The 13,241-nt window shown below is 58.1% G+C and carries 8 protein-coding genes; 3 read left to right on the forward strand and 5 right to left on the reverse strand.

What is annotated here, in order from left to right; all coding sequences use genetic code 11:
• Positions 1-241: 241 nt before the first annotated feature.
• Positions 242-1,405 carry a type III PLP-dependent enzyme gene (locus ATI02_RS10875; RefSeq protein WP_016986476.1) on the forward strand — a complete coding sequence of 388 codons (1,164 nt, stop codon included), beginning with the start codon at positions 242-244 and terminating at the stop codon, positions 1,403-1,405.
• Positions 1,406-1,444: 39 nt separating this feature from the next.
• On the opposite strand, the gene ATI02_RS10880 is transcribed toward ATI02_RS10875, so the two are convergent.
• The 4 genes from ATI02_RS10880 to ATI02_RS10895 all read right to left on the reverse strand — a co-directional run bounded on the left by ATI02_RS10880 (position 1,445) and on the right by ATI02_RS10895 (position 6,249).
• A complete protein-coding gene (locus tag ATI02_RS10880) occupies positions 1,445-2,323 on the reverse strand; it encodes a hypothetical protein (protein ID WP_100846260.1) in 879 nt (292 codons plus the stop codon).
• Between the two features lie 45 nt (positions 2,324-2,368).
• Positions 2,369-4,585, reverse strand: a complete 2,217-nt coding sequence (locus ATI02_RS10885; protein WP_100846261.1) for an alpha-xenorhabdolysin family binary toxin subunit A — start codon at positions 4,583-4,585, stop codon at positions 2,369-2,371.
• A 231-nt stretch (positions 4,586-4,816) separates the two neighbouring features.
• Complete coding sequence (locus tag ATI02_RS10890) at positions 4,817-5,572, reverse strand: tetratricopeptide repeat protein (RefSeq protein WP_100846262.1); 756 nt, start codon at positions 5,570-5,572, stop codon at positions 4,817-4,819.
• On the reverse strand, positions 5,569-6,249 hold the full coding sequence (locus tag ATI02_RS10895; RefSeq protein ID WP_100846263.1) for a Fe2+-dependent dioxygenase: 681 nt from the start codon (positions 6,247-6,249) through the stop codon (positions 5,569-5,571). The genes ATI02_RS10890 and ATI02_RS10895 overlap by 4 nt, the downstream gene beginning before the upstream one ends.
• Before the next feature lie 207 nt (positions 6,250-6,456).
• Between ATI02_RS10895 and ATI02_RS10900 the strand changes: the two genes are divergently transcribed.
• Together ATI02_RS10900 and ATI02_RS10905 are read left to right on the forward strand one after the other, a co-directional pair.
• On the forward strand, positions 6,457-8,772 hold the full coding sequence (locus ATI02_RS10900) for a TonB-dependent receptor (RefSeq protein WP_095190914.1): 2,316 nt from the start codon (positions 6,457-6,459) through the stop codon (positions 8,770-8,772).
• Between the two features lie 234 nt (positions 8,773-9,006).
• The gene (locus tag ATI02_RS10905) at positions 9,007-11,535 is read left to right on the forward strand and encodes a PepSY domain-containing protein (RefSeq protein ID WP_100848454.1); all 2,529 of its coding nucleotides are present in this window, start codon (positions 9,007-9,009) and stop codon (positions 11,533-11,535) included.
• Between the two features lie 120 nt (positions 11,536-11,655).
• On the opposite strand, the gene ATI02_RS10915 is transcribed toward ATI02_RS10905, so the two are convergent.
• On the reverse strand, positions 11,656-13,197 hold the full coding sequence (locus ATI02_RS10915; protein WP_095190913.1) for an alkaline phosphatase D family protein: 1,542 nt from the start codon (positions 13,195-13,197) through the stop codon (positions 11,656-11,658).
• Positions 13,198-13,241: the final 44 nt, after the last annotated feature.

Raw genomic sequence — 13,241 nt, forward strand, 5'->3', positions numbered from 1 at the left:
CGCAGTTTGGTTGTTCCAAATAAGGGACGAGCAACGCAGCCCTGCGCAAAAGCGGGCCCGGCCCTTCGGGTTGAGCCTGAGCGCGCGCCATGCTGCGTTGCAGGCCTTGCGAAGGGAGTGACCATTAGCGGCGGCCTGCGCCTTGCCTGGCACGCGCTCAGACTCAACGCACTCGCGAATTCATTGATGACACACCCTCGCACCCATTGATTAACGACGTTTGCCACTAGGAGTCCCAAGTATGTCGATCCAGGTCGAAGACTATTTCGCGCGCGCCACTTTTGACAAAATGAAGGCGTTCGCCGACAAGCAAGAAACCCCGTTCGTGGTGATCGACACCGCGATGATCAGCCAGGCCTACGATGACCTGCGCGCCGGTTTCGAATTCGCCAAGGTCTACTACGCGGTCAAGGCCAACCCGGCCGTCGAGATCATCGACCTGCTCAAAGAGAAAGGTTCGAGCTTCGACATCGCCTCGATCTATGAGCTGGACAAAGTGATGGATCGCGGCGTCAGCGCCGACCGTATCAGCTACGGCAACACCATCAAGAAATCCAAGGACATCCGCTATTTCTATGAGAAGGGCGTGCGTCTGTTCTCCACCGACTCCGAAGCCGACCTGCGCAACATCGCCAAGGCTGCACCGGGCTCGAAAGTGTATGTGCGCATCCTCACCGAAGGCTCGACCACGGCCGACTGGCCACTGTCGCGCAAATTCGGCTGCCAGACCGACATGGCCATGGACCTGCTGATCCTAGCTCGCGACCTCGGCCTGGTGCCTTACGGCATCTCCTTCCACGTCGGTTCGCAACAGCGCGACATCAGCGTTTGGGATGCGGCGATTGCCAAGGTCAAAGTGATCTTCGAGCGCCTGAAAGAAGAAGACGGCATTCACCTGAAGCTGATCAACATGGGCGGCGGCTTCCCGGCCAACTACATCACCCGCACCAACAGCCTGGAAACCTACGCCGAAGAAATCATTCGCTTCCTGAAAGAAGACTTCGGTGATGACCTGCCGGAAATTATTCTGGAGCCGGGCCGTTCGCTGATCGCCAACGCCGGCATCCTGGTCAGCGAAGTGGTATTGGTTGCACGTAAATCGCGCACCGCCGTCGAGCGTTGGGTATATACCGATGTGGGCAAGTTCTCCGGCCTGATCGAAACCATGGACGAGGCGATCAAGTTCCCGATCTGGACCGAGAAGAAAGGCGAGATGGAAGAAGTGGTCATCGCCGGCCCGACTTGCGACAGCGCCGACATCATGTACGAGAACTACAAGTACGGTCTGCCGCTGAACCTGGCGATCGGTGATCGTCTGTACTGGTTGTCGACCGGTGCGTACACCACCAGTTACAGCGCGGTGGAGTTCAATGGCTTTCCGCCGCTGAAGTCGTTTTACGTGTAACGACCGCTGGAAATGAAAAGGCCCATCTATGGGCCTTTTTTATTTGCGCAACCATGTCTCAAAGTGGCTGACCATCGCCATGAACTCGTCAGCGCCCTCTTTCGCAGCAGTCAGCTGGAAATTCAGCTCTCCGAGTTTCGACACACGCTCTGCTCGTAACAACTCATCGATGGCAGCGTCTATGCGCAATGCTGCTTCCTCGAGAAATACGCTGGCTTGCGAGCTCACGGAGGCTATTTCGTTAAACAACTCGGCAACACCGCTCTTGTATTCTGCGGCCCGCACGGCAGGATCTGCTGAAGTGTAGGCAACGTCCCAAACCGGCGTACTAAAAGCTTCGCGAAATAGCGCCTGGACAACTGTCGGCTGGGTATGACACTGGCAGGCGCGATGATCCATTGCCCTGAAAAACACCGATTTAAGCCCGAACGCCTCGTCATGCACCTCGGCGATGGTGTACTTCAGTTGCCGTATCTCTGCGCTAAGTTCATAAAATCGAAGCGTCAATTCGTGAATCAGCTGAGGCAAATTCGTTGGGGGAAACAACTTCCAGGTCGGCGACCGCGACAAACTGTACAACTTGAAATCCACCTGACTGATGGGCTCACTTCTTGAGGTACGACTGGTTATTTCCCGGGTTTCGCGGGCAAACGTCGTGAGATCCTCAATGTAACGGCTGCACAGTCGCCGGGCTTCCTCGGTTCGCCCCCAGAAATTCAGTAAATAGCGCTCATTGAATGGGGCATTGTTCAGGCGCGAATCAGCGGCCAATGCCGCCGGTCTGTGACCACGGGATACCTGGAGCGCAAGTAAACCGGCAATACGGGTAAAGGTGGGTTCAAGCGTACCGAGGAACGCGGTGTAGCGATCCATCACGCGCCGTTGCGCGGCGGAGAATTCATAGGCAAGTATATTCATGAATTTTCAGGAGGCGATGGGCGCGTAGCCCACCGCCCCGACGCCTCACTGTTGAATAGTTTTCAGATACTTGACGACGTCGGCAATTCGTACAATCGCGGCTGCCGCTCGCTCTTCGACCGGTTGCGACTTGTCCTGCCTGAAATGCGGGCAGAACGATTCAACCCCGGCAACCAGATTGGAAAACTCATTCACATAGTTCCAGCGGCCGTCGTTCAGTTGGTCGAGAACGTTGACCAGTTGAATCTTCCCCTCCGTCTGGGCGATGTCGTTTGCGTATTTTTTTACCTGTGCTCGCAAATCACCCGCTTTATCCTTGAGCCTGTTGTAGCCCGCCAACATGTTCATGAAAGAAATCGACTCGCCAATACCGGTGACGATTTTTTTCAGGGTGTCGATGGCCAACAGAGCAACTGCGACCTGCGGCGGCGCCATCCCCAGAGCTTTCAGACTGTCGAGGGATAATTGCGCTTCCTCGCCGATCTTTTCTACGCCGGCCTTGGCGATCAAGTCGATGCCTTCGGCCACCGACTTTATCTCCGCTTCCAACGCGGTCAATTTTTCTTCAATTTTGATTTGCAGCGAATACGTAAGGTCTCGATCCTGTTGCAGTGCCGCAATCCATTCCTGCGAAGCGGCCCGGTCATAAGCGGTGCTCAAGCCATTGCGGGTAATCTTCAGATCTTCCGAACGTTCGGCGATTTTTTTGAAGATATTCTTCAGTTCGATCTCCATATCCTCCCGAACTTCGTCCGCATCTTCTGGATAAGCCAGTTCAGCTTGATACGCCTTCATCCGGGCCTGCGCACGTTCCAGATAGATGACATCGTTCTGCGATTGGTTACGCACATCAAACGTTGTTTTTTGGATAGCAACAGCTAGTTCTTTCATGGTGCGGACAGTGCCCGGCAGATAATTGAACTGCTCAAACAGCATTTGCGCGGTGGTATTGCTTTCCTGGACTGCAATCGCATGGTTACGCAAGGCAGTCATATTGACATCAGGATAAATGGAACTGTTATAGGCCGATAGCATGACTGTCTTGCTCCTGAACACCGCAAAGTTATTTCCATACTCTTTATCAGCTGCTGCGAACACACCCAGCAATTGATCCGAACTCGATTTAATTTGCTCCCATGGATCAATGATGGCGAGAATCTGGTTTTTGAACCGTCTCAACGATGTTGCTTCTTGCAGCAAATCAACTTCTTTGATAGAGGCGCCGACATAAGTACTGAGTGCATTCCATACCAACATCAGGTTTTGGGTGGCCACTTCAGCTTCGATCGTTACATAGCTGAGGTTCTGTAAGTCATCGCGCACTTTGTTCAACGAACTCAGGGTCTGGTTCTTGCTGGCCATCGTCTGGTTGGCCGCCCGCTGCGCCTCTTTAAGCCTGTTTCGTTCCTTGCGGATTTTTTCTGCTTTCACGCCCTGGTAGATACCAAGAATCAACCCACCGATGTTTAAGGTCGCTGCGGACTTGATCGCTTCCTGAACCAGTTGGTCGTACTGCTTATTGAGGTCATCGATCTCCTTCGAACGCTGGTCGATCTCGCCCTGCAGATCCTGAATGTCCGCCTGGTAGGTATTCCTCGAGACGAACTCCAGACGCAGCTTGATCTCCGGCAGGATTTTCTCGCGCATATCAATGCCAAAGCTGTCCAGCTCCGCCCGGACCCGTTCGGCTTTCTGATGGCACTGCCGGACTTTGCCGAGCATGTCGCCAAGGTACGCCTTGATCTCCGGAACATCGCCGGCCGGCAACGCGAGATCGGGAAGGTTCGGAATCTGGCGCTTGAGTTCCAGGTACTGTTCCGGCGTATCGATATCGTGTTCTTCCAGGTACCTCGAGGCTTTCAGGTCTTCATAGATCTCGACGATGCCTTTACCCGTGCGGATGATGCTACCTGCGAAAATCTTCAGGTCGGTTCCCGTGAGCATGATTTGCTCGCGCAACGGCGACCAGCGTTTGGCGTGGTCGTACGTCATGCCGAAGGTACGCAGGAAGTCCGCGGGCTTCAGGCCTACGCCACCAGCATCACCGGCGCCGTAGTTCAAATACTCGATAATATCCTGCAACCTGACAGGCAGTGAAAGCCCAAGAACTTCATACTTTCTTAGACTGATAATCTGCTCTTTGGTTAATTGCAGACCGGTATCGCGATTGTATTCATCACCTTCGCCAATTGAGGCATCGACAAATAGTTTAGGCGCCTTGATCGCCGTTTCTAAAACCTTGTCATCCATCCTGATTTCCATAAAGACTCCTTGTCTTTTAGAGCGTTATTTCATTGAGTTTTAGCGAGGCCAGTTGATTTCAGAAACCACTTTGTTTTTAGCCATCACCGCACAGACACTAGAGCAACCTGATAACAACCAGCAAGTTCAAAACCATGAGAATTCAAGACAAAAAAAGAACACACGCATGCACTTTGAATACAACACTCAACATAAATCAAATAAAAAGTCAGTTAATAAACTTACTTACCCTTACGCGCCAGTCAACTCATCCAGACGAATTCGGTAAGCTTGCGAAAGTGCGCGAATCTGTGAATGTTGCGCGTTCAGCAATGACTCACTGGCGACCCGCAAAAAGTTCACATTCCCCCCGTCCAGTGCCTTGCGCAGCCAGCCGAGTGCTTCTTCTACTCGCCCCTCATCCGCCAATATCGCCGCATAACTGAACTGCCCGCGAAAGTCGCCGCCCTCGGCCGAACGTCGATACCACTCGCGAGCCGCCGTTGTATCGACCGCGCAGACCTGCCCTTCTTCCAGATAACGCCCGAGCAGATTCATCGATTTCGCATGCCCGACTTCGGCGGCGCGTTGATACAACGCCAGTGCGTGTGGATGATCGACCATCACACCGCACCCGGTCGCCAGCAGATTGGCCAGGTTGTACATCGCCCAGTCCAGCCCTGCCTCGGCGGCCATTCGATAATGTTGCGCCGCAACCCCGGCATCAGCGACACAACCCCAGCCGTGCTCGTGACAACGCCCGAGCATATTGCGCGCCATCAGATGACCTCGCCCCGCAGCGATGCCGAACCAGCGCAACGCCAGCGCCTGATCCTGCGCAATGCCCCGGCCATCGAGCAGGATCTGCCCCAGCAACGCCTGCGCTTCTAGCTCACCCTCGCCCGCCGCCAGCAAAATCGCCTGCGCGGCGCGGGCCGGGCTTTGTTCGAGCATCGCCGCCAGCCCGGCGGCGTCCAGGACTTCCTCGCGACGCAGTTGGAAACTCATACCTCGACCCAGCGGCGCAGCAGGTTGTGATACGTGCCGGTGAGGCGGATCAGCGACGGGTGATCCGGCATATCCTGCGTGAGCTGCTGGATCGCCCCGTCCATCTCGAACAGCAAGGCACGCTGACTGTCTTCGCGCACCAGACTTTGCGTCCAGAAAAACGACGCATAACGTGCGCCGCGCGTGACCGCGTTGACCTTGTGCAGGCTGGTGCCGGGGTACAGCACCATGTCGCCGGCGGGCAGTTTCACTTGTTGGGTGCCGAAGGTGTCCTGGATCTCCAGTTCGCCGCCGTCGTAGTCCTCAGGCTCACTGAAGAACAACGTCGCCGACAAATCGGTACGCACCCGCTCGATGCTGCCCTTGGGTTGGCGTACGGCGTTATCGATGTGGAAATCAAAACTGCCGCCCGCCGTGTAGCAGTTCACCAAAGGCGGGAATACTTTGTGTGGCAGTGCGGCAGACATGAACAGCGGATTTTTCCACAACCGTTCGAGCATCGCTGCGCCGATTTCCTTGGCCAGCGGATGACCTTCGGGCAGTTGCAGATTGTGTTTGGCCTTGGCCGATTGATAGCCGGCGGTGATCTTGCCATCCGCCCAATCGGCCTGTTCAAGCGCCTCGCGGATGCGCTGCACTTCGTCTTTTTCGAACAGACCGGGGATGTGCAGCAGCATGGCAATGTCACCTGATGGCAAAGAGGCGGCAATGGTATTGATTCTTATTGACCGTGTAAAACGCCCACGACGAATGAATCAGTAAAAACCGTAAGGGCAAATTGTAAAGAATGTAAATTCAGTGCGAATAACAATGCTTCGCAATTGATACGAATACCTGTTTACCCTATATTCCGCGACCTCAAATCCTTGGGGAGGGGAATAAAAATGGCACGTCAACACACACAAGTACCGGTCAGTTCACCACGTCTGCTCGCCTCTGCAATCGGTGTGGCTATCACCGCCGGCTCCGCTGGCCACATGGTGTTCGCCGCTGAAAAGACCGACAGCAAAGCTGCCGGCAATGCCATTGCCCTGGACGCCACGTCGATCACTGGCGAAGCCCAGGACGCGACCTCCTATCAGGTCGAAAAAGCCTCCTCACCCAAGTACACCGCGCCGCTGGTCGACACGCCGCGCTCGGTGACCGTTATTCCGCAACAAGTCCTCAAGGACACCGGCGCCCTGAACATGCAGGACGCGCTGCGCACCGTGCCGGGCATCACTTTCGGTGCCGGTGAAGGCGGCAACCCGCAGGGCGACCGTCCGTTCATCCGCGGTTTCGACGCCCAGGGCGACACTTACCTTGACGGCGTGCGTGACACCGGTTCGCAGAGCCGCGAAATCTTCGCCGTCGAAAACATCGAAGTCAGCAAGGGCCCGAACTCCGCTATCGGTGGTCGCGGCGCGGCGGGCGGCAGCATCAACCTGGTGAGCAAAAAAGCGCATCTGGGTAACTCGTTCGATGGCGGCTTCACCTGGGGCTCCGACCAGACTCAGCGCTACACCCTCGACGGCAACTACCAGTTCAGCGACACCGCTGCCGGCCGTCTGAATCTGATGAGCCACGAGAGCAACGTCGCCGGTCGTGACAAAGTCGATTACGACCGCTGGGGCATCGCGCCGTCGCTGGCGTTCGGCCTGGGCACCGACACCCGCGTCAACCTCGATTACTACCACCTCGAAAGCAATGACACCCCGGATGCGGGCATCCCGTACACCATCCCGACCGGTGGCTCGGCAGCACGCACCAAGTCCAATCCGGACAAGCCGTACGCCGGCGGTGACCACAGCAATTTCTACGGTCTGGATCGCGACTTCCGCAAGGGCCGCACCGACACCGCCACCTTCGCCATCGAGCATGATCTGAGCGACTCGCTGACGATCAAGAACACCCTGCGTCACGGCACCAGCATGCAGGATTACATCCTGACCCAGCCGGACGACAGCAAAGGCAACGTCAACAACGGCAGCGTCTGGCGTCGTGCCAATACTCGCGTGAGCAACACCGAGACCACCACCAACCAGACCGACCTGTTCGGCAATTTCTACGTCGCCGGCTTCAAGAACAGCTTCTCCACGGGCGTCGAATACACCCGCGAGCAAAGCCAGAAGTCTTCGTATAACGTCAACACCGACACCACGCCGCGCACCAGCGCCGCGACCACCAACTGCACACCGTCGATGATCGGCGCGTCGAGCGGCTACAACTGCACCTCGCTGTCGAACCCGAACCCGAACGATCCGTGGAACGGCGCGATCTCGCGCAACTACGCCGGCACCGACACCGAGGCCAACACTTACGCGCTGTACGTGTTCGACACCCTGGAATTGTCCGAGCAGTGGCTGGTGAACATGGGCCTGCGTTACGACCACTTCGACACCGAGTACAAGACCTACACCGCTGCCGGCGCCACCACGTCCAAGGGCGATGACACCAGCGAGTTCGTCACCGGCCAGTTCGGCGTGGTCTACAAACCGGCAGAAAACGGCAGCATCTACGCCTCTTACGCAACCTCCGCTACCCCGCCGGGCAACACCCTCGGTGAGGGCCAGGAAGGCAACCCGTTGGGCGGTACCCCGGATCGCAGCGGCAACTTGCTGAGCAGCGACATGGAGCCGGAAACCACCAAGAACTACGAGATCGGCACCAAGTGGGATCTGCTCAACGACCGCCTGTCGCTGACCGCTGACATCTTCCGCACCGAGAAAGAAAACGCCCGTGTGCAAGTCGACACCACTTCGTACGAGAACGCCGGCAAGACCCGCGTGCAAGGTATCGAACTGTCGGCCAGCGGCAAGATCACCGACAAATGGCAAGTGTTCGCCGGCTACGCCTACATGGACAGCGAACAGGTCGATGGCGGTCCACTGGGTCGCGCCAACGATGGCAACGAACTGCCGAACACACCGAAAAACAGCGCCAGCCTGTGGACCACTTATCAGGTCACGCCGAAGCTGACCCTCGGTGGCGGTGCGTTCTACGTCGACGACGTGTTCGGCAACGTGGCCAACACCACCATGGTCGATTCGTACGTACGTTACGACGCGATGGCGGCTTACAAGCTGAGCAAAAACGTCGACCTGCAACTCAACGTGCAAAACCTGACTAACGAAACCTATTACGACAAAGCCTTCTCGACCCACTTCGCCAACCAGGCGGCGGGCCGTACGGCGCTGTTGAGCACCAATTTCCACTTCTGACCGATGCGGAAACCTGTGGGAGCGAGCCTGCTCGCGAAAGCGGTGGGTCAGTCAAGTAGAGGCTGACTGACACGACGCCTTCGCGAGCAGGCTCGCTCCCACAAGGTATGCGCCGCAAGGCTTGGCCCCGTTCATTCAATTGAACGGGGCTTTTGTGCGTAATCAAAGAAGCTCTCGATAACCCACGGCATAATGCGCGCCGTGATGACAATTTCCGAACGGACGGCGAGTGACGTGTTGAAGAAAACCCTGTTCCAGTTGCACTGGTTTTTTGGCATCACTGCCGGCCTGGTGCTGGCCTTGATGGGCATCACCGGCGCGGCCTATTCGTTCCAGGACGAGATCCTGCGGGCGCTGAATCCCTCGGTGTTGCAGGTGGAGAAACAAGTCGCCGGCGTCCTGCCTCCGGTCGAACTGGTGGAGCACATCGAAGCCACCTCGGGCAAGAAAGTCTCGATGCTGTCGGTGGAGACCGAAAGCGGCCACGCGGCGAAAGTATTCTTCACCCCACCCAAGGGTGAACGTCGCGGCGAAATGCGCTACTTCGATCCGTATACCGGCGAGTTCATGGGCAACGCCGTCGGCCAGGATTTCTTTGGGCTGATGTTGCAACTGCACCGCTTCCTCGCCATGGGCGACACCGGGCGCAACATCACCGGCGCCTGCACGCTGATCCTGGTGTTTTTCTGCCTCTCCGGGCTGTACCTGCGCTGGCCGCGCCATTGGAACAGCTGGCGCGTGTGGCTGACCCTCGACTGGAAGAAAAAGGGCCGCGCCTTCAATTGGGACCTGCACTCTGTGGCCGGCACCTGGTGCCTGTTGGTGTATCTGCTACTGGCGTTGACCGGGCTGTCCTGGTCGTACGAGTGGTACAACAAGGGCCTGACCAAACTACTTTCCGACGCCCCGCAAAACGAACGCGTACGCGGTGGTCGCGGACATGCGCCGCAAGGTCCGGCGCCGACCGCCGACTATGCCGCGATGTGGAGCAGCATCTACAGCGCCGCCGGCCCAGGCCTGTCCGCTTACAACATCCGCATGCCGGCCGTGGCCGGTCAACCGGCGACGGTGTTCTACCTGCTCGACAGCTCTCCGCATGATCGCGCGTTGAACCAGATCACCCTCGACCCGGCCACCGGCATCGTCAAACGCGTCGACCGCTACGCCGATAAAAGCTTCAAGGCACAACTGCTGACCAGCATTTATGCGTTGCACGTCGGCAGCTATTTCGGTCTGGTCGGACGGATCATCATCACCCTCGCGGCGGTGTGCATGCCGCTGTTCTTCATCACCGGTTGGCTGTTGTATCTGGATCGTCGCCGCAAGAAAAAGCAGATCAAGGACGCACGCAAAGGTCTCGAACAACCGGCCGGCGATGCTCCGGCGTGGCTGATCGGTTTCGCCAGCCAGAGTGGATTCGCCGAACAACTGGCCTGGCAGACTGCCGGCCAGTTGCAGGCCGCCGGGTTGCCGGTGAAGGTGCAGCCGCTGGCCAGTGTCAGCGAGCAGGATCTGCGTGACTCAACCAATGCGCTGTTCGTGGTCAGCACCTTCGGCGACGGCGAAGCACCGGACAGTGCCCGAGGTTTCGAGCGCAAAGTGCTGGGCAAAGCCTCGACGTTCGACAATTTGAACTACGCAGTACTTGGACTCGGTGATCGTCAGTATCAGCACTTCTGCGGCTTCGCCAAACGCCTGCATCAGTGGCTGGGCGAACACGGCGGCAAAACCCTGTTTGCCCCGGTGGAAGTCGACAGCGGCGATCCGTACGCGCTGAGCCATTGGCAAACCCAACTGGGCCTGCTCACCGGGCAAGCACCGGTCGACACCTGGCAGGCGCCGAGCTACGACAACTGGACGCTGGTGCGCCGTGAACTGATGAACCCGGACAGCAGCGGTGCGCCGGTTTATCTGCTGGGCCTCAGCGCACCGAGTACCAGCAGTTGGCTGGCCGGCGATCTGGTGGAAGTGCTGCCGCGCAACTGCCCTTGGGTCATCGAGCACTTCCTCGACGGCCTCGGTATTCGTGGCGAGACAATGGTGAAAATCAACGGCCTCGAAGAGCCGCTTGAAGTGGCACTGGCCTCGCGCCAACTGCCCGAACATCGTGCGCATCTGGTGGGCCTGCACGCGCAGGCACTGGTCGATGCCATGGTGCCACTGGCCATGCGCGAATACTCGATCGCCTCGATAGCCGCCGACGGCTTGCTGGAGTTGATCGTGCGCCAGGAGCAGCACAGCGACGGCAGCCTCGGAATTGGCTCCGGCTGGTTGACCGAACATGCGCCGGTGGGTGGCAGCATCAGTTTGCGCGTGCGCCGAAACAGCGGTTTCCACCTGCCGAACGAGCCGGTGCCGATGATTCTGCTGGGCAACGGCACAGGGCTGGCCGGGTTACGCAGCTTGCTCAAGGCGCGGATTGCCGACGGTCAGCAACGCCAGTGGTTGCTGTTTGGCGAACGCAATCGAGAACACGATTACTTGTGCCGAGCGGAGCTGGAAGAGTGGTTGATCAACGGCGATCTGGAGCGGCTGGATCTGGCGTTTTCGCGGGATCAGGCCGAGAAGATTTATGTGCAGGATCGGTTGCGTGAGTCGGCTGAAGAGTTGAAGAAATGGCTGGCCGACGGTGCTGTCATCTATATCTGCGGCAGTTTGCAGGGGATGGCATCAGGCGTGGATCAGGTGCTCAACGACATCCTCGGCGCCGCCGACGTTGAACGTCTGATCGAACAGGGCCGATACCGCAGGGACGTTTACTGACCCCACACATTCCCCACTGTGGGAGCGAGCCTGCTCGCGAAGGCGATTTAACACTCAACATTGATGTTGGCTGTAACTCCGCTTTCGCGAGCAGGCTCGCTCCCACAGGGGATACGCTGATCAAACGGGCTGCAACTTCCGCTCAAACACCGCCACCCCATTCAAATCCCGCAACACCACACTCATCTCCCCACTCTGCCCTTCAATATTGACCTCGCCAAAAAACTGAAACCCGGCAAACGGTGAAGTGTTCTGTGCCGGCGGCGCCTTCTCGAATACCACCTCAGGCCCAAACGTCTTATCCAGCGGATTAGGCCCAAAACTCCCGGCATTCAACGGCCCCGCGACGAACTCCCAGAACGGTTCAAAATCCTGAAACGCCGCACGATCCGGGTGGTAGTGATGCGCCGCGCAGTAATGCACGTCTGCCGTCAGAAAGACAAAATTGCGCACCTGTTGCGCCCGCAGATAACCAAGCAATTCAGCGATTTCCAGCTCACGGCCCTGCGCCGGCCCCGGATCGCCGTTGGCCACTGCTTCCCATCGCGCCACGCCCGGACTCACCTCGCCATCAGGCACACCAAGACCAATCGGCATGTCGGCGGCGATCACCTTCCACTGGGCTTTCGATTTCTTCAAGCCACGCTTGAGCCAGTCCAGTTGCTCGCGCCCCAAAAATGGTTTAGCCGCCCCGAGATTGTCATCGTTGGCCCCGCGATAACTGCGCATGTCGAGCACAAACACATCGAGCATCGGCCCATAACTGATCTTGCGATAGATCCGCCCGCCACCGTCGGCAGCCTGCAGACGCATCGGCGAATACTCCAGCCAGGCCTTGCGTGCACGCCCGACGAGGGTGTGGATATCTTTCTCCTGATAACGCTCGTCGAGTTGCTTGCCGGGCGACCAGTTGTTGACCACTTCATGGTCGTCCCACTGCCAGATCTGCGGCACTTCGGCATTGAAGCGGCGGATGTTTTCGTCCATCAGGTTGTAGCGGTAGTTGCCGCGATAGTCGTCGAGGGTCTGGGCGACTTTGCTCTTGGCTTCGGTGGTGATGTTGCGCCATATCCGACCGTTTTCGGTGGTCAGCTGAGCCGGCACAGGACCGTCGGCGTAGATGGTGTCGCCGCTGTGGATAAAGAAGTCCGGCAGGCGCAGGCGCATGGCTTCGTAGATGCGCATGCCGCCGATGTCCGGGTTGATGCCGAAGCCCTGGCCGACGGTGTCGCCACTCCAGACGAAGCGAATATTGCGCCGCGCTGTCGGCGCACTGCGCAAGTGGCCAAGCCACGGTTCGCTGGCGACGCCAGTGCGGGCGTCCTTGAAGTACACGCGATAGAAAATCGCCTGATCGGCGGGCAGCCCGCTGAGTTCAACGCGGGCGGTGAAATCGCTGTGGGCATCGGCCAGCGCCGAGACAACCCGGCGTGGATTGCGAAACTGGCTGCGGGTGTCCCACTCGACCACCATCCGCGCCGGACGATCGCTGCGGCTCCAGATCATCGCGCGGTCGCCTTGCAGGTCGCCGGACTGCACGCCATCGGTGAGTTGCGGACGATCCTTGACCGACGCAATCACCGCCGGTGCCAGGCTCGGCATCAGCAGCCCGGCGCCGACCACTTGCATGACACGCCGGCGACCCACATTGAAATCGCTCATGCTGTTCTCCCTGAAAAAAGGAAAACTAAAGCACGCCTATATGA

This window comes from Pseudomonas baetica (assembly GCF_002813455.1).
GTDB classification, from domain to species: Bacteria; Pseudomonadota; Gammaproteobacteria; order Pseudomonadales; family Pseudomonadaceae; genus Aquipseudomonas; species Aquipseudomonas baetica.